Annotated in this window: 20 protein-coding genes and 2 pseudogenes; 9 read left to right on the top strand and 13 right to left on the bottom strand. The window is 66.3% G+C overall.

The annotated features are described in order from the left end of the window. Nucleotides 1-114 precede the first annotated feature (114 nt). Both ACIHCX_RS16795 and dnaE read right to left on the bottom strand, forming a co-directional pair. Entirely contained in the window at nt 115-471 is a 357-nt protein-coding gene (locus tag ACIHCX_RS16795) for a DUF6300 family protein (protein WP_400029941.1), read from the bottom strand. Beyond that, on the bottom strand, nt 468-4,067 hold the full coding sequence (dnaE, locus tag ACIHCX_RS16790; RefSeq protein WP_400029939.1) for a DNA polymerase III subunit alpha: 3,600 nt from the start codon (nt 4,065-4,067) through the stop codon (nt 468-470). Before dnaE ends, ACIHCX_RS16795 begins: the two co-directional genes overlap by 4 nt. Before the next feature lie 736 nt (nt 4,068-4,803). On the opposite strand from dnaE, the gene ACIHCX_RS16785 reads away from it, so the two are divergent. The 3 genes from ACIHCX_RS16785 to ACIHCX_RS16775 all read left to right on the top strand — a co-directional run bounded on the left by ACIHCX_RS16785 (nt 4,804) and on the right by ACIHCX_RS16775 (nt 9,506). Further along, nucleotides 4,804-6,057 carry a tyrosine-type recombinase/integrase gene (locus ACIHCX_RS16785; RefSeq protein WP_400029937.1) on the top strand — a complete coding sequence of 418 codons (1,254 nt, stop codon included), beginning with the start codon at nt 4,804-4,806 and terminating at the stop codon, nt 6,055-6,057. Further along, nucleotides 6,054-8,498 (top strand): tyrosine-type recombinase/integrase, encoded by a 2,445-nt coding sequence (locus ACIHCX_RS16780; RefSeq protein WP_400029935.1) that lies wholly within the window; start codon nt 6,054-6,056, stop codon nt 8,496-8,498. Before ACIHCX_RS16785 ends, ACIHCX_RS16780 begins: the two co-directional genes overlap by 4 nt. 228 nt (nt 8,499-8,726) lie before the next feature. Beyond that, entirely contained in the window at nt 8,727-9,506 is a 780-nt protein-coding gene (locus ACIHCX_RS16775; RefSeq protein ID WP_400030000.1) for a class I SAM-dependent methyltransferase, read from the top strand. Nucleotides 9,507-10,174: 668 nt separating this feature from the next. Here ACIHCX_RS16775 and ACIHCX_RS16770 read toward each other — a convergent pair. From ACIHCX_RS16770 to ACIHCX_RS16750, 5 genes are all read right to left on the bottom strand, one after another. Then, nucleotides 10,175-10,462: a hypothetical protein gene (locus tag ACIHCX_RS16770; protein ID WP_400029933.1), complete on the bottom strand. Its 288-nt coding sequence runs from the start codon at nt 10,460-10,462 to the stop codon at nt 10,175-10,177. Between the two features lie 36 nt (nt 10,463-10,498). After that, the gene (locus ACIHCX_RS16765) at nt 10,499-10,699 is read right to left on the bottom strand and encodes a transposase (RefSeq protein WP_400029931.1); all 201 of its coding nucleotides are present in this window, start codon (nt 10,697-10,699) and stop codon (nt 10,499-10,501) included. Nucleotides 10,700-10,817: 118 nt separating this feature from the next. Further along, on the bottom strand, nt 10,818-11,729 hold the full coding sequence (locus ACIHCX_RS16760; protein ID WP_400029929.1) for an MBL fold metallo-hydrolase: 912 nt from the start codon (nt 11,727-11,729) through the stop codon (nt 10,818-10,820). Beyond that, complete coding sequence (locus tag ACIHCX_RS16755; protein WP_400029927.1) at nt 11,722-12,297, bottom strand: helix-turn-helix domain-containing protein; 576 nt, start codon at nt 12,295-12,297, stop codon at nt 11,722-11,724. Before ACIHCX_RS16755 ends, ACIHCX_RS16760 begins: the two co-directional genes overlap by 8 nt. Before the next feature lie 330 nt (nt 12,298-12,627). Beyond that, complete coding sequence (locus ACIHCX_RS16750) at nt 12,628-13,137, bottom strand: TetR/AcrR family transcriptional regulator (RefSeq protein WP_400029925.1); 510 nt, start codon at nt 13,135-13,137, stop codon at nt 12,628-12,630. A gap of 245 nt (nt 13,138-13,382) precedes the next feature. Here ACIHCX_RS16750 and ACIHCX_RS16745 point away from each other — a divergent pair, with 245 nt between their 5' ends. Beyond that, nucleotides 13,383-14,123, top strand: coding sequence for a hypothetical protein (locus ACIHCX_RS16745; RefSeq protein WP_400029923.1), 741 nt, complete (start codon nt 13,383-13,385; stop codon nt 14,121-14,123). Between the two features lie 313 nt (nt 14,124-14,436). On the opposite strand, the gene ACIHCX_RS16740 is transcribed toward ACIHCX_RS16745, so the two are convergent. Then, entirely contained in the window at nt 14,437-14,775 is a 339-nt protein-coding gene (locus ACIHCX_RS16740) for a hypothetical protein (RefSeq protein WP_400029921.1), read from the bottom strand. A gap of 84 nt (nt 14,776-14,859) precedes the next feature. Here ACIHCX_RS16740 and ACIHCX_RS16735 point away from each other — a divergent pair, with 84 nt between their 5' ends. The 3 genes and pseudogenes from ACIHCX_RS16735 (at nt 14,860) to ACIHCX_RS16725 (ending at nt 17,851) form a co-directional block, all read left to right on the top strand. Then, a complete protein-coding gene (locus ACIHCX_RS16735; protein ID WP_400029919.1) occupies nt 14,860-16,590 on the top strand; it encodes a HelD family protein in 1,731 nt (576 codons plus the stop codon). A 43-nt stretch (nt 16,591-16,633) separates the two neighbouring features. After that, a pseudogene (locus ACIHCX_RS16730) lies at nt 16,634-17,050 on the top strand (helix-turn-helix domain-containing protein); the annotation flags it as partial. Nucleotides 17,051-17,323: 273 nt separating this feature from the next. After that, nucleotides 17,324-17,851 (top strand): GNAT family N-acetyltransferase, encoded by a 528-nt coding sequence (locus ACIHCX_RS16725; RefSeq protein WP_400029917.1) that lies wholly within the window; start codon nt 17,324-17,326, stop codon nt 17,849-17,851. A gap of 76 nt (nt 17,852-17,927) precedes the next feature. Here ACIHCX_RS16725 and ACIHCX_RS16720 read toward each other — a convergent pair. From ACIHCX_RS16720 to ACIHCX_RS16710, 3 genes and pseudogenes are all read right to left on the bottom strand, one after another. Further along, a pseudogene (locus ACIHCX_RS16720) lies at nt 17,928-18,176 on the bottom strand (ATP-binding protein); the annotation flags it as partial. A 115-nt stretch (nt 18,177-18,291) separates the two neighbouring features. Further along, nucleotides 18,292-18,936, bottom strand: coding sequence for a group II intron maturase-specific domain-containing protein (locus ACIHCX_RS16715; protein WP_400029915.1), 645 nt, complete (start codon nt 18,934-18,936; stop codon nt 18,292-18,294). A 26-nt stretch (nt 18,937-18,962) separates the two neighbouring features. Continuing rightward, nucleotides 18,963-19,478, bottom strand: a complete 516-nt coding sequence (locus ACIHCX_RS16710) for a Mu transposase domain-containing protein (RefSeq protein WP_400029913.1) — start codon at nt 19,476-19,478, stop codon at nt 18,963-18,965. A 466-nt stretch (nt 19,479-19,944) separates the two neighbouring features. Between ACIHCX_RS16710 and ACIHCX_RS16705 the strand changes: the two genes are divergently transcribed. Next, nucleotides 19,945-20,586: a hypothetical protein gene (locus ACIHCX_RS16705; RefSeq protein WP_400029998.1), complete on the top strand. Its 642-nt coding sequence runs from the start codon at nt 19,945-19,947 to the stop codon at nt 20,584-20,586. A 280-nt stretch (nt 20,587-20,866) separates the two neighbouring features. Here ACIHCX_RS16705 and ACIHCX_RS16700 read toward each other — a convergent pair whose 3' ends face one another. Continuing rightward, the gene (locus ACIHCX_RS16700; RefSeq protein ID WP_400029911.1) at nt 20,867-21,400 is read right to left on the bottom strand and encodes a hypothetical protein; all 534 of its coding nucleotides are present in this window, start codon (nt 21,398-21,400) and stop codon (nt 20,867-20,869) included. A gap of 145 nt (nt 21,401-21,545) precedes the next feature. On the opposite strand from ACIHCX_RS16700, the gene ACIHCX_RS16695 reads away from it, so the two are divergent. Then, nucleotides 21,546-22,268, top strand: coding sequence for a replication-relaxation family protein (locus ACIHCX_RS16695; protein WP_400029909.1), 723 nt, complete (start codon nt 21,546-21,548; stop codon nt 22,266-22,268). A gap of 208 nt (nt 22,269-22,476) precedes the next feature. Here ACIHCX_RS16695 and ACIHCX_RS16690 read toward each other — a convergent pair whose 3' ends face one another. Then, a complete protein-coding gene (locus ACIHCX_RS16690; RefSeq protein ID WP_400029907.1) occupies nt 22,477-22,842 on the bottom strand; it encodes a hypothetical protein in 366 nt (121 codons plus the stop codon). Between the last annotated feature and the right edge of the window lie 88 nt (nt 22,843-22,930).

Genomic DNA, 22,930 nt, shown 5'->3' with positions numbered 1-22,930 from the left:
TGAGGGCCGGCTCAGCGAGATCACGGTCCGTATTCACGCCCTCTGTGGCCTGCACTTCGGCCGGTCACGGGAGGCAATTCGCACAATGCGACTCATGGGCGGATGCGGGGGCATCTACAGATCACCTTGCTGCCACCGTTTCCTCTCGTAGACGAGGAGCGCCTCGTCTACGGTGCGCTGCCGTACCGATTCGATCCATGCCGCTACGAGGCCGCCGAACGCGGCCACGTTCTTCGGCAGAACCTGGCCGTCGGCGGCGAACACGACGAGGAGTTCGGCAGCTGCTGGGTCCTTGCGGTCGCAGGGGGAGCAGAGCGCGACTTCCTTGATGCCGGGGACGTCTTCGCCGCGGCTGTTCGTCCAGGAGTACTGGTACTGGGCTAAAAGCAGCATGTTGTCGCCGCAACGAGGGCAGGGTGGCGTCTCTGAGACCTTGAGAAGGATCGAATCCTCGTCCTGGGTGCCGGTCACGCGATTCCCTGCCATGCGTCCTGCCCGAAGGAGCCCTTGATGTCGGAGGCGATCGTCGCCGCGTTGACCAGTGACTGAAGCTGGTACACGATCGTCTTCTGCGGGCCTCGTACCGCCAAGCGCACCGGGTTCTCCCCCGGGTGGGCACCCATGATTCGCTTCAGCTCCTTTACGGAGGGCTCGTTGACGCGGTGGTAGGGCAGCGCGAGCTGCACCGGGGCCGCACCCGCTCGCTCCGTCGAGGACACGTCGAGCACCTGCAACTCCTGACCGAAGATGGAGATCGCACCGTCCCGGTCGTTGATGCGGCCCTGCACCGACACGACGGCGTCCTCCACCAGGGCACCGACCACAAGCTGGTAGGTCGCTGGGAAGAAGAGGACTTCGATCGTGCCGTCTCGGTCCGCCAAGTTCACGATCGCCCAGGCGTTGCCCTGCTTAGTCACCTTCGGCTGGACACTGGTGATCAGACCGGAAAGGCGAACCACTCCCTCCGTACGGCCAGAGGAGACCAGGTCGACGATCGTGGTGTCGCGGTTGGCGGAGAGGATGTGCTCGGTGCCGTCCAGCGGGTGCGCGGAGACGTACATGCCGAGCATCTCCCGCTCAGTGGCAAGGAGATGCTTACGCGGCCACTCGTCCTCGCTGATCTCAACTGTGATGCCGAAATTGCCGTCGCCGTCGCTGCTGTCTCCACCCATGCCGGCGAACAGGTCGTCCTGGCCGTAGGCCGCAGCCTTCTTCAGCGGCACGACGGCGTCAACGGCCATCTCGTGCGCAGCCGACAGGCCCTTGCGGGTGTGCCCAAGGGAGTCGAACGCGCCGGCCTTGATGAGGGATTCAATGGCACGCTTGTTCAGCGCGGGAAGATCGACCTTGTCGAGGAAGTCCATGAAAGAGGAGAACTTCCCCTTCGACTTGCGGGCGTCGATGATCGCCTCGATGACGTTCTCTCCGACGTTGCGCACCGACAGCAGGCCGAAGCGCACGTCGTCGCCGACGGCCGTGAACTCAGCCAGCGACTCGTTCACGTCCGGCGGTAGGACAGTGACACCCAGTTTGCGGGCATCTGCGAGGTAGACGCCTGCCTTGTCCTTGTCGTCGCCGACAGAGGTCAGCAGCGCGGCCATGTACTCGGCCGGGTAGTTTGCTTTGAGGTAGGCGGTCCAGTAGGAGACGAGCCCGTATCCGGCGGTGTGCGATTTGTTGAAGGCGTAGCCGGAGAACGGGAGCATGACATCCCAGATCGCCTTTGTGGCCTCTTCCGAGTAGCCCTTGTCGGTCATACCGGCATGGAAATTTTTCCACTCGGCCGCCAGTACCTCGGGCTTCTTCTTGCCCATCGCGCGGCGCAGCATGTCGGCGCCGCCGAGCGTATACCCGGCCAAGGTCCGGGCAATGGCCATGATCTGCTCTTGGAAGATGAGCAGGTGGTGCGTGGAGCCCAGGATTGGGTCGAGGACTTCCTTCAGCTCCGGGTGGATGGGGTCTGGGTCCTGCTTACCGTTTTGGCGCAACGCATAGTTGGTGTGCGCGTTGGCGGCCATGGGGCCCGGCCGGTACAGGGCGAGCGCGGCCGCGATGTCCTCGAATCGGGACGGTTCCATCAGCTTGAGCAGGGCGCGCATACCGCCTCCGTCGAGCTGGAACACACCGAATGTATCTCCGCGGCCGAGGAGTTCGAAGGTCTTCTTGTCGTCGAGCGGGATGACTGTGACGCTGCCGTCACCGTTGCCCGGGTCGACGGTGGCGAGCTTGACGCCGCGGTTGTCGCGGATGTTCTTCAGAGCGTGGTCGATGACGCCCAGGTTTCGCAGGCCCAGGAAGTCCATCTTGACCAGCCCCATGTTTTCGCAACTGGGGTAGTCGAAGCCGGTGATCTTGACGCCGTCCTTGGCGCGCATGTGCAGCGGGATGCGCTCGGTCAGCTTCGTCTTGGACAGGATGACCGCGGCCGCGTGCACGCCGGTGCCTCGGGTCAGGCCCTCGACACCCTTGGCGGTGTCGATGACCTTCTTTACGTCCGCCTCGTTCTCGTACATCTGCCGGATCTCCCCCGCCTCACCGTAGCGGGGGTGCTCCGAGTCGAAGATGCCGTCAAGCGGGATCGACTTGCCCATGATGTCCGGCGGGAGCGCCTTGGTGATCCGCTCACCGTGTGAGAACGGGTAGCCGAGAATGCGGGACGAGTCCTTGATCGCGTTCTTGGCCTTGATCTTGCCGAACGTGTTCACCATGGCCGTGTACTCGTCGCCGTACTTCTCGGTGACGTAGCGCACCATGGTGTCGCGCTGGCGGTCGTCGAAGTCGAGGTCGACATCCGGCGGGTTGATGCGCTCGGGGTTCAGGAACCGCTCGAACAGCAGGCCGTGCTCTATCGGGCACAGCTCGGTGATTCGGGTCGCGTACGCGACGATCGAGCCGGTGGCCGAACCACGGCCAGGGCCGACCGGGATTCCGTTGTCGCGGGCGTACTGGCAGATGTCGGCGACCACGAGGAAGTATGAGGAGAAACCCATGGGGCCGATGACCGACATCTCGGTCTCGAAGCGCTCCATGACCTCGGCCGGGATCGGGTCGCCGTAGCGCCTGGCGAGGCCTTTGAGGCACTCCTTGCGCAGCCAGGACTCCTGGGTCTCCCCCTCCGGCACGTCAGGGTACTGCGGCATCTCGTCAACGTTCTCGAAGACACTGTCGTACGACTCGATGCGCTCGGCGATCAGCAGCGTGTTGTCACACGCCTCCGGCAGCTCCGAGAACAGCTCCCGCATCTCGGCCGCGGTCTTGAGGTAGTAGCCGCTGCCCTGGAAGCGGAACCGCTTCTCGTCGGCCTTGTTCTTGCCGACGCCGATGCACAGGAGGTTGTCGTGCGCGTCGGCCTGGTCCTCGTGGATGTAGTGCGCATCGTTGGTGGCCAGGAGCGGGATGTTCAGCTCCTTGGCCAGGCGCAGCAGACCATCACGGACCTCCCGCTCGATGGACAGCCCGTGCTCCATCAGCTCCAAGAAGTAGTTCTCACGGCCGAAGATGTCCTGGTAGGTGGTGGCGACCTCGCGGGCCTCGTCGTACTGGTTGAGGCGGAGGCGGGTCTGGATCGCGCCGGAGGGGCAGCCTGTCGTGGCGATGATGCCCTCGGAGTGCTCGCTGATCAGCTCCATGTCCATGCGCGGCTTGCCCGCGGGGAACTGGCCCGTGTAGGACGCCTCGGTCGACAGGTAGAAGAGGTTCTTCAGGCCCTGGACATTCTGCGCCCACATCGTCATATGGGTGAAGCGCCCACCGCCGGAGACGTCCTTCGAGCCCTCGCCGTCATCCGACATAGCACGCTGCCCACCGGGCCCCCAGAACTCCTGCTTGCGGTTCCGGCGCGATGAGGGAGCGACGTACGCCTCGATCCCGATGATCGGCTTGACATTCTCGAAGCCTTGAGACACGTGATGGAACTCGTACGCACCGAACATGTTGCCGTGGTCGCTCATGGCCACGGCCGGCATACCCTGCCGGGCCACCTCGGCGAACATCGGCTTCAGCTTCTGAGCGCCGTCGAGCATCGAATACTCGGTGTGATTGTGCAGGTGAACAAAGCTGTCAGCCACCGGGCGGGCACCTCCGAAGGTGGTCGCGGGAAGCCGTCACCCTATCCCTCAGACGAAGATCGAATGCGCTTCCCACGCCCCTGCTCATCTGCCCCGACAGAGCTGAAGCCAGTGACTTTGCCTCATCACAGAGGGGTATCGGAAGGCTTCATGCCGTGTCGCCTCGCGCGTGTCTCGGCTGCGTCCTGGGCCAGCGCAGCTGGCTGTTGGCGTTCCCTCGCAGTGATCCGGAGGCATGGCCACAACCGCGAGACCCTCTCGCCCGAGACGGGCCGCTCCCGCTTGCAGGAGAAGCCTGTTCGCCTGGCTTGAGCCCGAGCCAGCCCCCACGCCGGTCACGCCCTAGATGCCGGGAGCGAGCCCCAGGGCTGCCTTGGCCTGTCGGGCGCGTTACCGACGTTCGCGGTCACGTACAGGTCGCCGGGCGCGCCCCTCCAACGAAAACAGGGGGGTCGGTCATTGTGCGAAGCATGCGAACTGACTTGCGAAGCAGGCGCATCCAGTGTGGAAGTGGGCCGCTGCACAAGATCGGCACGCTAGTCGGCTGGCCGATTCGGCGGGGGCAACACAGAAAGGGCCCGCTGCTGCGAGCCCCTTCTTTTGGTAGCGGGGACAGGATTTGAACCTGCGGTGTATTGACTGAACTAAAGCTCACGTTTTCGCAGGTCAGAGGGCCTTCTGTTACGTTCAGGCGGTGAGTGGATCAAGGACCCGTGAACGGGATCTGAAGAACTTCGTGCTGCCCGAGATCGGCCGCCTGGAGACAACGGAGGACGAGTGGGAGCCGTACCGGCTTATCGACCCTGAAGGGCAGCGTGTCGAGCCGGTCGCGACCTATTTCAAGGACCTGCTCGCCGCTGACAGCCCTGCCACCACGTTGTACTCGTACGGCAACGACCTGTTGCGGTGGTGGCGGTTCCTCTGGGCAGAGGGCCTCGAGTGGGACCGCGCACTACGGGAAGACGCGCGGGACTTCACGCTCTGGATGCAGCTGGCGGACAAGCCAGCTCGCGTGCACTGGAGGCACCGCGGCAAGGACCTGGCCGAGATACCCACGCCCATGCCTCGGGCTGGCCGGCTTGCGCCTGGGACACCGAATCCGGTTACCGGGAAACTGTCCATCGGGAAGAAGTACGCGCCTACCACCCGGGCCCACTTCGAGAGCGTCCTGCGGACCTTCTACGACTTCCATCTCGATCTCAGCAGCGGCCAGTTGCTCGTCAACCCGTTCCCGTTGGATCGCACGCGCCGCAACGGACGCCCGAACGCTCACCGTAACCCGGCAGACGGTGTCAAGCGTGAGAGGGCCGGCCGCTACCGGCCGACGGTTCCCAAGCGGATCCCCCGACGCATCCCGGACGACAAGTACACCGAGGTCTTCGCCGGCCTACGCTCCCACCGAGACCGTGCCCTGCTGGCCTTCTGGGTCGCCAGCGGCGCCCGCGCCAGCGAACTGCTGAGCTCGACCCAACGCGACGCCCTCCCCGGCCAGCAGGTGATCGGCGTGATCCGCAAAGGAACCCGGGACTACCAGCAACTGCCCGCATCTCCGGACGCGTTCGTCTGGCTCCGGCTCTACCAGGAGGAAGCCTGGCGCAAGGGGGTCCCACGGGGCCGCAACCAGCCCCTGTGGTGGACTCTGCGACGCCCCTGGCGACCGCTGAACTACCACGCTGCTCGCGCCATGTTCACGCGGACGGTCGAGCTCCTCGGCGCCAACTGGACGCTGCACGACCTGCGGCACACCGCCACCTACCGCATGGCCGAGGATCCCGAGATGTCGCTGGTCTACGTCCAGCACATCCTCGGACACAAGGATCAGAGCACGCTGCAGAAGTACCTCCGCCCGACCCGGGATGAAGTCATTTCGGCAGGTCTGGCCCACCACGCCCGACAAGAGGCGCGAAAGGCTACCCCGCCCCCGGCACCTCCGGCCCCCGCCTACAACGAGGACTCGCTGAGCACGCTCTTCGGAGGTCTGGTCGTATGACCATGACCATGCTCGCGGCGCCCACCACTCCTCGCAGGCTCGCCGGCGCCGAGGCAGCCGCGCTCTTGGAGAAATTCCCCCCGCGCGAGAAGGCCGCGTCCTGGCCCATGACCGAGGCCGACAGTGAGTACATCCTTGCCACGCTCCAGCGGCCGCCATTCCGAGTGAAGGACAGAGCCCAGGTCACCCGCATGGTGGGGGCCCGGATCATCCTGTCCTGGCTTCAGACCTTCCCCGGATCCACCTGGCAGGCGAGTTGGGACGCCAGCCCTGCGGCGCAATCTCCAACTGGCTGGCACAGGGCCGTCATTGACTGGGCGGCCACCATCGGTCGAAAGCCGACAACGGCCTGCCTCGCTTCCGGGACCCTGGCCTTGATCTGCGTGGACGTCATCCGCCCCACCATGGAATGGCTGGCTGCCAGCACATCGGGCGCCCTCCGGCCGGCCATTGGAGCGACCCGAGACCCCGACGGGTTCGCCCGCCTGGAAGCCCAGCTGCCCGAGGCCATCCGGTCCACCCGTCATGCCTCCGCGGCCCTCCAAGGTGTCGCACGCCTGCTCGCTGCTTTCGGCGGCCTCGTCGAGGACATCGTCGTCGGTGATCTCCTCGCTCTATTGCAGGCGACCGACCACGACGCGGCCCGAGGCGTTCGCATCGCCTACACAGCCCTGCGCGAGCTCGGCCAGTTCCCGCCGGACGCCCCAGCAACCCTCCTGCGGCTGCAGACCCGCGCCGGTCAGGTGACGCCGGCGGCTCTCGTCGATCGCTACGACCTGCGCTGCCGCCCGGTCCGTGATCTTCTCGTCGACTACCTCACCGAACGCCAACCCTCGCTCGATCACAACTCCTTGATCAATCTGGCGGCAGCTCTGGCCAAGAACTTCTGGGCCGACCTTGAGCGCCACAACGAAGGCATCAGCTCACTCCACCTGCACCCGGAGGTCGCGGCGGCATGGAAAGCCCGCGTCAACGTCGTCACTCGCCGCAAGCGGATCCCGGACGGCCAAGTCGTCGAGACCACCACACCGCGCTCCAGCGCGCCGGCGATCAAGACTCTCGTCCGCGCCTTCTATCTGGACATCGCTCAGTGGGCTCTGGACGAACCCGCCCGCTGGGGCCCATGGGCAGCACCCTGCCCCATCACCGAAGCTGACTGCTCCGACAAGAAGACAAAGCAGCGGCAGAAGACCACCTCAGACCAGCGGACACGGGAAAGGCTCCCCGTCCTACCCGCGCTCATCCGCGTCGCCGACCGCCGACTCAAAGAAGCCCGGGCCCGCCTGGACGCGCTCCACGCCGCTGCTCTCGGGTCCCAGTTCACCGTGCTGGGGGAAACCTTCACCGCCCCGAAGACCACTTCCCGAGCCGGTCTCACCGGACAGGCCTACGACGCCTCCGGACGGCGCCGGGACCTTGAGGCCGAAGAGAAACGAGCCTTCTGGGGTTGGGCCACTATCGAAATCCTCCGCCACACAGGCATCCGCATCGAAGAGCTTCTCGAACTCGGCCATCACAGCATCATCCGCTACAAGCTTCCCAGCACCGGAGAGTTCGTTCCCCTCCTTCAAATCGCACCGTCGAAAACCGACCAAGAGCGCCTGCTGCTGGTCACTCCCGAACTGGCCGATGTCCTCAGCGCCGTTGTCACGCGAGTACGCGGCAACAACGGAATCATCCCTTCAGTTCCCAGCTACGACCTCCACGAGAAGGTCTGGAACGATCCCATACCGCTTCTCTACCAGTGGAGCATCTCAGGAGAAAGGCGGCCCATCTCGCACAACACGGTCCGCGACGCCCTGAACGACGTGCTGCTGGCGACTGGTCTGGCCGACGCGACCGGAAAGCCACTGAAATTCCAACCTCACGACTTTCGACGCATCTTCATCACGGACGCGATCCTGAACGGGCTTCCGCCACACATCGCCCAGGTCATCGCGGGTCACAGCAACATCAACACGACTATGGGCTATAACGCTGTCTACCCGGCCAAGGCCATCGAAGCGCACCGAGCCTTCATTGCCCGACGACGCAGCCTCCGCCCCCGCGAGGAATACCGTGCGGTCACCTCCGAAGAATGGCAGGAGTTCCTGACTCAATTCGAACGCCGCAAGCTGGCGCTCGGATCATGCGGGCGAGCCTACGGGACCGACTGCATTCATGAACACGCTTGTGTCCGCTGCCCAGTCCTGATCGTGGATCCGTACGAGAGGGGGCGACTGGTCGAGATCCGCGATAATCTGAACGATCGGATCGCGGAAGCAGAAAAGGAGGGCTGGCTCGGGGAAGTCGAAGGTCTCTCTGTGAGCCGCGATGCCGCGGAAGAGAAGCTCGAACAGCTGGATGCACGACAGAAGAAGAAGGACTCCCCGATATTCTTGGGTGTTCCCAGCTTCAGCCAGATCGCCGCTCGAATCAGCGATGCCACAAACACCAGCTGACGGCGTGCTGAGCCACACCTTCATGGGCCATGAGACGACCCCGGGCAGGTGGGTTGATCGGTCCGCGAGTCTTGATCGTTAACCAGCAGGTGACATCCACTCAGACGGACAACTGACAACCCGCAAACACCGTCAGAGCCATCCTTGCGAAAACCATTGGTGCCCGGCTTGCTCCGCTGATGGACTGACGTCCTACCGTGAGTCTGCCGCGTGACGGAGGTAGTGGTTGTGACAGGCTATGACGTGCTTGCCGAGGTGTACGAATGGCTCATCTCGGATGCAAAGTTGCCTCCAGCCGAGTTCGCTGCGTCGTTCGACGACGTCCTCAATCTCCTGCCGTCGAACGCTCACGTCCTCGACTGTTCGTGCGGAACCGGACAGTTGGCGGTTGGCCTCGCCGGTCGTGGCATGCAGGTTGTCGCAACTGACGCCAGCGAGGCGATGGTTCGTCGGACTGCAGAGTTGTCTGAGGAGTTCGGGGCATCCGTCCGGACCGTGCGGGCGAACTGGGAAGAGTTGCCCGACCATTTCCAGGACAACACGTTCGACATGGTGTTCTGCGTTGGCAACTCGCTTCACCATGCCGCGGGCGCGACAGGCAGGGGTGCTGCTCTGGAGTCGATGTCACGGCTTCTGCGCCCGGGAGGGCGCTTGGTGCTCACATCCCGGACTTGGGAACTCGTGAGGGCCAGAGGTTCCCGGCTGGACATCTGGGACCGACTCGTCCGCCGGAACGGTCGCGATGCCGTCGTGGTTTACCGCTGGGAGATTGCGCCGCATTGGGAGGATGAGCACCATATCGAGATTGCGATCGCGCAAGTTGATGCGACTGGGCCGGTTCTTGTGCGCTCGGAACTGCTGTCCTGCTGGCCCTACCGGCACGAGGAACTCGAAGTCGAGCTGCACCGGGTCGGACTCCAGACGGAACTGAGCACGTTCGATCTTGAGGCCGAGAACTACATGGTGGTCGCGAGCAAGGTACAAACACCGGTCGCGCTGACCGACTGAGCTCGTGCTCGACAGTGTCCGCACTTACCACGAGGAAGCTGGGCGAACGCGAGGAGATCATGCGAAATCATCGGTCATAGGGCACGAGCCTGTGATACACCGCCGACAGGCTCACCCCAGCACTATTCCCTGTTGATACCGCAGCCCAGGGGCATACCAGACGGAGCATGAGGCATCAGCCCTTCATGACACCGTGAGTTCAGCCTCAGTAGTTCAGAGAAGACCTCTGGGTTATGAGCCCAGCGAGCTACCGAGCTGCTCCACCCCGCGTCGGTGAGCGAGCGCGTCGAGCACCCGCCCGTCCTCGGACGTCGCGGTGCCCGCACCCGCGGGGATGGTCCCGAGATGTGGCGGCTCCTCGAATACCACACGCCCTGCTCCCCGCACCCGCGGGGATGGTCCCGCCCTGTTCCCTGCGTAGCCGTCCCGGCAGGTCTGCTCCCCGCACCCGCGGGGATGGTCCCGCGCGGTGGATGCCCGGGGACATCCCGCCGAGTTTTCGCTCCAACCACCGGTCGACCCGCGGGGATGGTCCCGCGGACCGGCCCGGCTTCCGGCCATGCCGATGCTGCTCCCCGCACCCGCGGGGATGGTCCCCTGACGTTCAACCCGTTGAGGATGCCCGTCGCCTGCTCCCCGTCTCGGCAACGGGTGAACGAGGTTCTGGATCACTTTTGGTGCCAGAGCCACGGAGGGTCACCAACTCCGCGATCATGAACGGTCCCGTCGCTCCTCCTCCCGTTTAGGATTGTCTGTGGCGTCTTGCCCGCTTTACCCTTCTGGACCGCCCCCTTTCGCCGGGTTCTCTCCGCCTTGTCGGCGGCCTCCTCCACTGCGGCCACGGCGTCGGGGCCCAGGTGCATGCCAGCGGCATCGTGGTGGGCCCTAACGGTGGTGGAGTCGACGGTGACCAGTAATAAGTCCACCTCGCCCCGCTTCGCAGCTTCCGTGATCACGCCCTCCAGCAGGGCTTCGAAGACACCGGCGTCCCGCTACCGTCGGAAGCAGTTGGAGACGGTCGACCAGGCGCCGAACTCCTTCGGCATCTCCCGCCACGGCGCGCCCGTCTTGAACCGCCAGACCACGCCCTCGAACTGCTGCCGCAGCCGCTCCGGATGCGGGCCGTACTCGTCGATTGGGAGGTACGGCTCAATGAAATCCCACTCCGCGTCCGTCAGTTGCACTCGTGTCACGCAAGACGGTCTACCGGTTCAACCTCGCCATGAGGGCAGAATCAGCAGATTGAGGCGGTTGCGACAGCAGTCGATGGCGTGACCTGGCGGCAAGGGCGTACCCGCGAGGACTGCCACGTCACCGGCCGGCCGCCGCCTTCGGCTTGAGGCGGCCGAGGGCCTTGTGTGTCAGGCCGCGGGCCAGCAGGCGGTACATGTCGCGCTTGCGCGGCTCGTTGTAGATGAGGAAGTCGTCGAACCGGTGCACCCCGCGTCGGCCGGCGACGGCCGCGGCCGCGTCACGGACGGCAGTCAGCTGGGCAGGCGTCATTTGGGGTGCGCGCTCATCCGGCTGGTACTGCGAGCCGATCGGGTAGTCGCGGCCCGGCGCGTTCCTCATCTCGACATGGCAGCCGATGACGTGTGTCACAGGGCGCTCGGCGGCGAAGGCGACCAGGCGGTCGAGGGTGTCCTGGAAGGCTGGGAAGTCGAAGGCGTAGAGCCGCCCTGGAAGGACGGTGTCGCCGGTGAGCAAGATGCCCGTCTCCGGGTCGTAGACGGTGATCGATGCCGCATGGTGCCCCGGCGAGCCGAGGATCGTCAACTCGCGCCCGCCGAGATCGAATCGGACAGTGCCGCTGGGCCAGTCCTCGCCGAAGCCGAAGAACTCGCGCACCGCGTCCGCCTCGCGGGCCACGACCGTCGTGTCCGGCCGGTCCACGAACTGGGCGTCGGCGGCGACGTGGTCGCCATGGCCGTGGGTGTGGGCGACGACGAGCTCGTAACCATCGCGGGGATGCCGCTCCAGCCACTCGGCGATCAGCCGGTCGACGGTCTCCCGCAACGGAAAGAGCGCAGGGTCCTCAGTCGCCCCGGTGTCCAGCAGCAGGGCGCGGTCCGCGCCGAAGAGCAGGAAGAGGAACGGCGCCTCGTAGTGGACGCGCTTGCTCTGACGCAGGATCACCGTCATGGCGTCGTAGTGGTGGACCTGGATCGCCGCCTCGCCCGGTGCGCCGTGGACCCACGCGACATCGAGTGAACGGTCAGTCATCGCCTTGCTCATCTTCGTCTCCCCCAGACTCCAGAAGCGGAAGCGGCGTCGCCGCCATGAAGTACCGGACCGCGCGTCGGCCCGGGTGGAGCGTGTGCGTGTCGGACTCGGAGCGGAGCAGGTAGGGCTCGATCAGTTCGCGCATCCGCGCTTTGAGCTCGGCGGCCTCCCCCGGCGAGAGCACGGCGATGGCGCTGACCACATCGGCCTGCTCACGCCATTCGGCAGTCTCGCCGGCCCTGCGGTCGAGCCAGTCGAGGATCGCCGCGGTCTCCCTCTCGACGACGAGGTGTTCCAGCTCCCTGGCCGCGCCCCGGATCCGCAGCACCGGACGGGGGTCCGGCAACCGCCACATTCGCTCACGCCGGTCCTTGCCCGGCCCCGCGTCCTCGACGAAGCCGTACTTCGCGAGCTGGCGCAGGTGGAACGAGCAGCTGGCCTGCGTGTGGCCGAGAACGCGGCCGCAGTGGGCGGCCGTGGCCGGGCCGGTCGCTGTCAGCAGCTCCAGCAGATCAAGCCGGAGAGGGTGAGCCAGGGCCCGTATCGCCTTGGGGTCGGTGAGCTCCATAAGTCAAAGGGTACTTTGGGATATGGAGATGTCAATGTTTTCTTTGGCATCTGGGGGTTGCTAGGCCGTAGTTGGGTGATACCTAGGCAAGGACGTCACCATCACCCTGAAGACGGCCGCCACCGAGGAGGCGAGGGCCAGATCGAGTGCGATGGCCGCAAGGAACGACACGGGCGGCATGCGGGACCCAGGCCGGCACTTGATCGCGACTCGATACGCGCCCCAGTACTCCAGCTGTAGATCGTGATCTTGCTGATTAGGGCAGTTGTACTTTGAGTTCTTCGGCTCTGTGACTTCCCGTGCCTGACAGCCCAGCAGCACGTCTGGGGGCTACTGGGTGCTCGGAACGCGAAGGCCATCGAGAATAACGACTAGCGGCCGGTCGTCGGCAGCGTACCGGCAGGCTTGAGAGGCGCCGGCGAGCAGTGCGATGACCTCCCTGACTTCGATGTCCATACGTACCGCCGCTGCCCGCTGCGCCTGCTGCAGCAGAGCGGCCACGGCTTCGGTCAGCTCCTCGGCGACCGGCGCGACGGCTTCGTTCGGGTGAATGCCCAATTCGGCCAGTGGGTCCACGAGTTTGAGTTTGGTGGCCGAGCCGCGGACGACGGCGGTGAAGAATTCGAAGAAGGCCGCCCCCGCATCCGACGATGTGGCGTGTTCGCGGGCGTCGGCGGCGACCCGTGCAAGGCGCTCCACGACAAGTGCCTGCAGCAACGCCTCCTTGCTCGGAAAATGTCGGAAGACGGTACCGACGCCGACGCCGGCCGCACGGGCGACCTCCTCGGTCGAGGCGGCCGTACCTCGAGCCGCGAAGACCCGCTCTGCCGCGGCCAGCACCCGTGCACGGTTGCGCTGCGCGTCGGCGCGCAGGGGCCGGATGGTGGTCAGCGGCCGCCCCGTTTGCCAAATGATCTAGATGGCCAGCAGGTTCCGCCACTTGATCTTGACTGGTACGGCGATCCGCATAACAGCAGGCCCAGGCCCTGCTCGTCGGAGCGCTCGTTGCGGCCGCGCGGGCCGCGGAGCCCCGAGCGGAGGCGCCCCTGTTCAACCCGTCCCGGCCCGCGATAGGTTCACGACCCATGAACACTGAGCTGGTGGTGGCCTCGGTCTCCGGAGCAGTCGCCCTTTCCAGCGTCCTACTCAGCTCCCGGTTCAGCCGGAAACAGACGCTGCTTGCAGCGCAGCTGGAACGGCAGGGCGCGGAGCAGCTTAAGCTCGCCGAGCACCAGGACCTGATGAGCCAGCGCCGGGATCCACTGCTGTGGGCGGCTTATGACTTCCAATCACGACTCATCAACATCGTGGACAGGGAGTTCCTGAACGTCTACTACGTACATGGCCACGACCGAGATCGCGCCTACGCGCTCAGGAGCACCCTGCACGTCACGGCCGACTACCTCGGTCAGGTGGAGCTACTGCGGCGCAAGATCCAGTTCCTGGACCTCGGCAACCGCGAGAGCTCCCGGACTGTCGTCCGACACCTGACGGCCATCAGCAACGTGCTCAACAGCGACGACTACGACGACCCCCACTTCCGGGTATTCCGGAGCAACCAGCGGGCCCTCGGAGAGCTGATGATCAGCGACGGCAACGACCGGTGCCTAGGCTACGCGGAGTTCTGCCGGCGCCTGGACACCGACGCTGACTTCGCCTCGTGGTTCGAGCCGCTGTCGGACGGGATCCGCGAATTGGCTTCCTGGACACGCCCGCACCCTAGGCTCGTGCAGCTTCAGGTCTCGCTCATGGACTTGATCGACTTCCTCGACCCAGACGCCGATCGCTTCCCGGACCACCGCAGGTCCCGGCTAAGCCTGCCGTGAACGGGACGCGCCGACTTCCTGCACCCCCACCAGCTAGCTAGTTGTGTCGTCTCATGAGGTTGGTGCCGCTTCAGCGGCGGTAACGACGCTCCGATGGACGGTGTCCGGGTGGGGCTGGCTGCGCCAGGCGGCTGGGCAGAATCTGTGGCATGGCGGCGAAGTGCTGAGCGTCCTTGAGCTCGAATCTCTTCAGGCCGGAATCGGGCCCGGTCGGCTCCTCATGTCCGACGGTGCCAGAAGGTCGCCCAGACCTGAACCGTGATGGCGGACCGGCTGCAGCGGCTGACCCGGACAAGTAAGTCAAGCCTTACTTTCATAGAGATTTGGCTGCATAGTGGAGGGCCGAGTCGAGGGAAGGCTGCTTTTGTCCCAGTTCAATGAGGGTGCCGCAGGACAGGTCGAGGTGGAGCAGGCCCACGTGGCCGCTATGCACCGGCTGCTCGATGAGCGATTGGCGGATGCACGGGCCCAACTGGCGGATGTGCTGAGGTCGTCGGCCGACAGCGCGGGCGAGGTCTACGCGCGCGATGTCGCCGCAGAGCGTCTGGCGCATCGAATCCGCCGACTGGAGGGAGCCGAGGAGGGGCTGGCGTTCGGCCGGGTCGACGGCGCCGACGGAACCGTCCTGCACATCGGACGGCTCGGCCTGCACGTGGGTGACCGGGACCTGCCACTGCTCGTCGACTGGCGAGCGGACGCGGCGCGGCCCTTCTACGAGGCGACGACCGTCCACCCCATGGGGCTGCGGCGCCGACGCCACCTGCGGGTCGAGGACCGTGCGGTACGTGCGGTCAGCGACGAGCTACTGGACGGATCGCCGGCCGGGGCCGGGGACATCGTCGGCGACGGTCCGCTGACCGAAGCGCTCGAGGCGCAGCGCACGGGGCGGATGCATGCCGCGGTGGCGACGCTGCAGACGGAGCAGGACGCGATCGTCCGGTCCCCGCACCGGGGGGTGACGGTGGTGCAGGGCGGTCCTGGCACCGGCAAGACCGTGGTTGCGCTGCACCGGGCGGCATACGTGCTATATGCGTTCTCGGGAGCCGCAGCGCGCGGTGTGTTGGTGCTCGGGCCGAACACGCGGTTCCTCGACTACGTCTCCCAGGTGCTCCCCTCGCTGGCGGAGAACGACGTTCTCCTGGCGACATGCGCGGAACTGGCCGGGGTTAAGCCCGCAGCGGTGGAGCCGTTCGATGCCGCACGCCTGAAGGGAAACGCTGCGCTGGCCCAGGCACTCACAGACCTGGTGCGCTCCCGGCAGGCACCTGCCGGCGGCTTCGCGGTCCGGGTCGGGCAGCAGTGGGTCCGGCTGGGGGGCGCGGATGTCGCAGCGGCGCGGAAGGCCGCGGCGGCGAGCGGTCTGGCGCACAACCGTGCGCGGGAGGTGTTCAAGGAGCACCTGATCGGCACGGTCACGGATGCCCTGGAGCGCGATGCCGTCGAGGCCCTCGAACATATCGACGCCGAGATCGCCGAGAGCACGGGCCTGGATCTCGATGCCGCGGCCGAGGCCGATCTGCGGGCTCTCGGCTTCGATGACGCGCCGGCCGCGGATCCGGCCGAGGTGTTCGACGCGGACGCCGTCCGTGCGGGCCTCGCGGGCGACGCCCACGTCGACCGTGCGGTGGAGTCACTCTGGCCGCGGCTGACGCCCGAGGTGGTCGTACGGACCCTGCTGGCAGACGCTCGCGCGTTGGCGAGGCACCTGCGGTCGCTCGCCGGCGACGAACGGTCCCGGCTGGTGCGTTCGCCTGATGCCCCGTGGACGGATGCCGATGTACCGCTGCTGGATGAGGCGGCGGCACTGGTGGACGGGCTGCCGGAGCGGTCGTTCGGGCACGTCGTGGTCGATGAGGCCCAGGAACTGACCGCGATGCAGTGGCGGATGGTGATGCGTCGGTGTCCGGCGAGGTCGATGACGCTGGTGGGTGACTTCGCCCAGGCGGGCCCTGCGACAGCGGCGAGCGACTGGTTCCAGGCGCTGGGTCCGCATCTCGGCAACCGGTTCTCCCTGCACACGTTGACCGTCAGCTACCGCACAACCCAGGAGATCCTTGCGACCACCCACGGCCTGCTGGCGCGGATCGCCCCCGGTCAGACGCCGTGCCGGTCGATCCGCCACGGCGAATCTCCCCGCCGCCTCACCGCCTGCCCGCACTCGGTCGCCACCACCGTGGCCGGGGAGCTTCGGGTGCAGGCGACATCGCACCCGGGCGACCTGCTCGCCGTGATCTGCGCGGACGACCGGGTCGAGGAGTTGGCGTCCGCGGGTGTCGCGCAGTGGGCCCGCCTCGTGCCGGCTTCCGAAGCCCGCGGCCTGGAGTTCGACGCGATCGTCGTCGTCGCCCCGGAGGAGATCGCCGCCGCCCGCCCCGGCGGCGAGCGCGACCTGTATGTCGCCCTCACGCGTGCAACCAAGAGACTGTGCACGATCGCCGTAAACACGGCGTCACAGCACACCTCATGACGCCTGTGATGGACGCTCGGAGCTGGTACCTCGACGGGCTGATATGGCGGGACATCGCAACGCCCCGCTGACGCCGGAAGGGCGTCGCCGGTTATGTGAGCGCGTGGATGCCGGGCGTCCGGTCGCGCACGTCGCGGCGGAGGCCGGGATCTCCCGCCGTTGCCTGGCCAAGTGGTATGCCCGCTGGCGCGCACACGGCGAAGCCGGGCTTGTGGACCATTCCTCCCGGCCTGCCACGAGCCCGGCCCGCACCGCGGAGGACGTCGCGGACCTGATCGAGGCGCTGCGGCGGCAGACCAAGCACGGGCCCGCCCGGCTCGCCGCCGACCTCAAGCGCCTGCACGGCATCGCCCTGGCGCCGGCCACCGTACACCGCGTTCTCGTACGGCGCGGCCTGAACCGACTGCGTGACCTGGACCCGCCGACCGGTGAGCAGTTACGCGAGGTCATCCGCTACGAACACGACTGGCTGTGTCGGTTTCTAAGGGAGTCGTTTCGGGGTGACTTCGGGAGTCGTTTTTCAGCGAGCATCATGGTCAATGTCAGTGACTTTTGATGTTACTCGAGTGCTGCGGGGCTGCCCGCTTGGTCACGATGATAGCCGGAACTTCACGTCAGGGCGCCGTTCCCGTGCGGCGCCGGGTCAGGTCCTGACGTTGTCTGGGATCTTGGTAAGCATGCTGCCGCAGGGCTCCAGCTGCGAGAGACTTCCGGGGTGCGTGATCGTTTAGCAGTGTCTTCGAAGTTGTGGTTGCGTCGTTGGTCAGCCGACGATGCGCAGTCGGTGTTGACCGCATTCGCGGACCCCGTGATGTCGTGGCAGGTCAGCGAGCCGATCGCGTCACTGGATTCCGCTGATCGATGGCTGGCGGTTCAATCTGATCAGTGGGCCAGGGGTGTCGCCTTCGCGTTCGCGGTGGTCGATGGCGAGGACACCGTGCTGGGTAATGTCGCGGTGAGTGCGGTGAATCGGCGCCATGCGACGGGTTGGGTGTCGTACTGGACGACGCAGAGAGCACGGGGCCAGGGCGTCGCATCAAAGGCTTGCCGGGCGCTGGCCCGTTGGGCCTTCGACGACGCAGGTCTCTTCCGGTTGGAGTTGGGACATCGGGTCAACAACCCGGCCTCTTGCCGGGTGGCCCTGGCTGCGGGTTTTGCGGTGGAAGGAATCGAACGCCAGAAACTGGAGTACGACGGCACGCGTTATGACGTCGAGCGTCACGCCCGGCTGGCCACTGACGAGGAGCCTGCGCTGTCCTGATCGGACGGGTTGAGTCGGGCGACTGCCGAGAGCGGGGCGTGTAGGTGCTTCGGCCAGGGCGGTCGCCCGGGAACCCTCAGCTGGCCTGGGCTTGTTCGGCTTGGGCCTTGGTGTGGGCGAGGCGGTAGGACTCGGTGCCGGTCTCGATGATGGCGCCGTTGAAGGTCAGCCGGTCGACGATGGCCGCGCAGAGCCGGGGGTCGGTGAACGTTTTCGTCCACCCGCTGAAACTCTCGTTCGAGGCGATCGCGACGCTGTTCTTCTCCTCGCGTTCGGTCAGAACCTGAAACAGCAGTTCGGCGCCGTGGCGGTCGAGTTCCATGTGTTGGGTCGGGGACAGGACGCCGTGCACCGTTTCCGGTGCCGGTTTTCCCGTCCCCGTCCGCCGAACCCGCCGTGCGAGTTGGCCCCGCAACGGGCTCTCCACGTGATCCGATCTGTCAGGCGAGGTATTCACTGACCTGGCCGACGAAGGCCACATCGTCGTGGCTGGTCCGGCGAAAGAGAGCCTTCTCCGGATCGACCTCGTCAATGTTGTATGGCGTGCTGATCTGCGCTCCGCGGAAGCGGTATCGCTCGACCTTCATCTTCGCCGGGTTGTAGAGGACGAGACCGCCCTCGCTGATGCGGTCCGCTCCGAAGTAGCGGCGCCGCAGTTGTTTCCAGGTCATGTGGGGAGGCTTGTAACGAATCCAGCGGAGTACTCGCCACCACGCATACCAACCGAGGTAGGCGAATGTCCGCTTCGAGACGCCGTAGCGGAAGTAGGCTGCCCAGCCCCGCAGGACCGGGTTGACCGTCCGCAGCACCTCCTCCAACGAGAGCGATGTCGTACTTCGCCCCGTCAGTTTCTTGATCTTGTGCATCACCGACGCCAAGGCTTGCTTGGACGGGATGGTGAGCACGACACGGCGGTCACCCCAGGTTCTCCGCTGGATGTGGAAGCCCAGGAAGACGAAGCCGTCGTCGATATGGGTGATGTGGGTCTTCTCGTCCGAGAGGGTCATCTTCAACTGGCGGGCCAGCAGTTCGGCGATCTCCGCCTTGAGTGCTTCGGCCTCGGACTTCGTGCCGTGCACGAGCACGACGAGGTGAGTCGGCGGCGGGAATCTCACCCACCCGCCGCTCGCAGAACCGTGCGGGAACCTCTCGGCTCACACGGCTCCCATCGCCCAGCCATCAGGTTTGAGACCGAACCGCCAGTGGGCGAAGAGGTTCGGGTACCGGCGGGCGGTGCCCGCCCGAGCGCGGTCGCGCCGGGCAGGGCGCCGGGCTTGCGCACGAGGGCCTCCAGGTAGTGGTCCAGCTCAAGCCGGGTTCCGCCCTTGGCGATGAGCCGCTCGTGCCGGGCGACCTCCTCGCGGCCTTCGTAGACGATCAATTCAGACGCGTGCAGCATCGCGCGGACCCTCCGGCCGATCAGCCGCACTGGCACCGAGTAGCGGTTCGTCCGGACGCTGATCTGGCTGTAGCGGTCGACCCTCAGGGTGAAGAGTCGGCCCGTCTCGAACGGCTCCTCCGGCAGCGGTGCGAGCAGCGGCCGCTCGGCCTCGAAGTACTCGCCGATCGTGCGAGGCCGGGACCGGGTCCGCCGTGCGTTGTCCGCTTCGTCCCAGCGTTCGATCACGGCGTTGAGCTCGGCGAGTGTGGCGACTTCCGGGACGGGAACGAGGTGGTTGCGCCGGAACCAGCCGATCTGGCCCTCGACGCCGCCCTTCTCGTGGGCGCCGCGGATTCCGGGCTGGCAGTAGAGAGCGTCCAGGCCGTAGTGCGAGCGGAACGCGGTCCAGCGTCGGCTTCCACCCGCTGCCGGGAGAAGCCCAGAACCCGGGCGACTGCGGCTCTAAGGTTGTCGTAGCGGACCTTCCCGGTCGGCACGCCGGCCAGCACGTTGAGAGCGTGGACGTGGCCCTCGAAGAACGCCTCCTGCCCAGCCGATGCGAAGACCCTTCTCTGCACTTCGAATTGATCAACCTCCGTGAGGTTGTCGAACGTGGCCAGCTTCCTCGGCGCTCGGGGCAGATGTGAGGATGCTGACCCATATCCGGAGGCGGATTGGGAGGCGATGCGGGACACTCTGCTGGGTGATCGTGATGCAGCCCGTCCTGGAGATATACGCCCCTGACAGCTTCACTCTCTGGCCTGTCGCTGAGGGCGAGACGTTCAGGTACCTGGCACTCAGCGGCGAGCTCACCACTGTCGAGGTCGGGACAGCGGTAATGCGCATCGCCCAGTGCAACGACATCGATCCCGATCCCAACGCGGGCGATGACCGCCCGCCTCGGCCGGTGGACCCGCTTGGATCCTTCCTGCACGGGCTGCTGACCTTCGACAGCCTCTTCGCGGCTGGTGGCCTGCGGGTCACGGACAGCTCCACGGGCATCACATTTCTTCCTGGCTGCTGCAACGGCCTGGAGGACTGGCGCGAGTGGTGCACCGTTGCCGACGGCAGCGGACCTCTCTCCTTCGGTCATGACCCCGACCCGGTTGCCGAACTGGTCGGTGACACCGTCCGACTCATCGTCGACATTGAACAGAGCGACAGCCCAGTGATCGAGCTGTCCGCCATGGAACTTCACCGTCTGTTGGACAGAGTTGAGCGCGACCTCGCCGATTTCCTTGCGCTGGCAGCCGACTGGGCCCGCAGGCACCTGTCCGACCACGCTGTCCCCGTGACTGCCGCCCTCGCCCGCGTGCTCGCTCTGCCCGCGCCGGCCGTACCGTCAGGTCGATAGAGCGATCGCCCAGTTCGGCGGATACGGCGGAGTGAGACGGATCCGGCATTCTCGTCGCCCTGAAGAACGTTTTCGTGTACCTGGTTGGCCACGTTCGTGTGCATGCCGACAGAGGTTGTCGGCGTTCGCGTGAACGTACCCAGCTGGGTGCGCGGAAACGTCTCCCGCGGGCTGGACGCCAGAGCTCCCGGCACATCCGATGGCCAGCCGACCCCGGGACAGCGGCTGCCGTCCCGCGGCCTCAGCGCCTCGTCGGCGCAAGTCCGGGTGGAGCGCACGGTCAGCGTGGGATGAGTGAGCCCTCTTCCGAGACCGTCAAGCCTGCCTGGTTGCCCTCCGGCGGGCAGTCGCGACCGTTGGGATAGGTGGGCTGCGGGGTTATGCTGATCTGTCGGTTGAGCACGGTGGCGCCGCGCTTGTTCTTGAATACCAGCGTGACGTGTATCGGCTTGCTTGGCAGGTCAGGTATGACTGCGAAGCCAGGCATGGAAGGCTCGCCGGTTTGGGGAGTCCGGGCTGCCGGGCTTTCTTCGGCGGTAGCGGATTCCGTGGTCATCACGGGGTTCCCTGGGGTTGCCGGTTTTTTCGGCGAGGTCTCCTGTAGCTGCAGCGTGCGCTTCCGGCATGTGCCGTCCCAGCAGGCTGTGAGGGTTGCGTCGGCCACCCTGTTCGCCAGTTCCGGGGAAACCTCGACCCGGATCCCGACGCGCGCGCCTATCAGGGTGCAGGAATGGGTGTCTCCCGCGTAAACCCCGCACGCGGTCAGCAGCGCAAGAGCCGTCAGGGGTACTGCTAATCCGATGTTGTGTCGCACGCTGGCTCCTCGGCAACCGTCTGCGTTTTGATCAATGGCCACTCATGCTCGCACGGCAACTGCACCATGCCGCTCGGCTTGAACCGTCGCGTGCCATCCCCAGCCTGTTGCTGAGCCAGGGCCGCGGGAACGGGGGTGCCAGCCGTTGGACTGGATCCCCGAGGTCCACCACCCGATCGGGAGCGGCGAGGCCGTCATCCCCGACGCCCTCATGTACTACCGGCGTAGCCCCGTCGACGGCGACAACGGGTCGATGCTGCGGGCGTTCGTCGAAGTCGACCGGGCCACCATGGGCCCCGAACGTCTCGCCGCCAAACTGCCCGCGTACGAGCGCCTTCACCGCTACGTGCCCGCGGTCCCGGGGCGCCGGCCGACCCTCCAGGAACCGGCGGTGGAGGAGTGGCGGCGGCGCTACCCGCTCTTCCTCCGCGTCCTGTTCGTCCTGGACGGCACCGGCCCCACCTCGAGAACCGGATCAGCGCCCTGCGCGCGGCCGCCAGGCTGCTGGCACCCTTCCTGCAAAACGTCCCCGTCCTCACGGCGCCGCTGGCCGACCTGCTCCACCACGGCCCCTCCGCACCCGTATGGCGCCCCGTCCACGACCCCAACCAGCGCGTCCGCTGGACCTGGTCCGGGCAGCGGCAGACATGACGCGCGGCCGCCGCAGAGAGGCGTCGGCCGCGTGCTGACCAGCCATGGTCGGGGCTGGGCGCCGAACGGCCGCACCTGTGGTCGGCCTCATGGTCAGGGCGGGTCCGCACGCAGGCGCAAGGTGCGCAGCAGCACCCGCCGTTTCGCCGGCTCCCAGGCACCACCCGGCCCGCCGTCTCCTGCCGTCCCCTCTGCCCAGGTAAAGACAGCGGGGTGACCGACACCCGCATCAGAGTTGGCCGATCAAGGCAGTGACCTGAGCGGATGATCTATCGGCACCCGCAGTGCTCGCAGGTGGCGTGGGAGAAACGCTCGCGGGTCATGTCGAGCTCCTTCGTGAGTCGTTGTCGTGGTGTTGCACGGCTGACGCTACGAACCACGAGAGAGCCTTCCGTAGGGTCAGGACGGTTCTCCGTGGTCAACCGTTATGCACGCGGCTCGCTCTCCTGGGCGGCCGTGTCGGTGTCGTCGTCCTCGTACGCGGGGATGCGCTGGCCCCGGCTCTCCGCGACGTTCATGACCTCAGTCAGGCTCTCGATGAGGCGGCGGCAGAGCCAGCGGAGCTCACCCGTCGTGAGGCTCGCCGTGTCCTCGACCATCGGCTTGGCCAGGCCCAGGATCACAGCCGCCGTCTCCATCTGCTGATTCTCGATGCTGTCGGCGAGGAGGGACAGCATCGTTGCCGAGCCGTCCGTGATCAGGTGCGCACGCTTGCCCTCGGGACCACTCCAGGGCAGGAGCCGGAAATGTGAGGGAGACGACGAGGACGAAGAAGAGCGCTGGAAGATCATGCCGCCGCCTCCCGGTAGTGGATGCCGTGGATGCTTTCGTAGGCGATGAGGTACGGGCGGATGAGCTCCACGTCTTCCCCACGCAGGT

The sequence above is a fragment of the Streptomyces sp. NPDC052043 genome (assembly GCF_044548235.1).
GTDB lineage: Bacteria > Actinomycetota > Actinomycetes > Streptomycetales > Streptomycetaceae > Streptomyces.
This window is presented reverse-complemented; position numbering and strand designations above follow the sequence as displayed.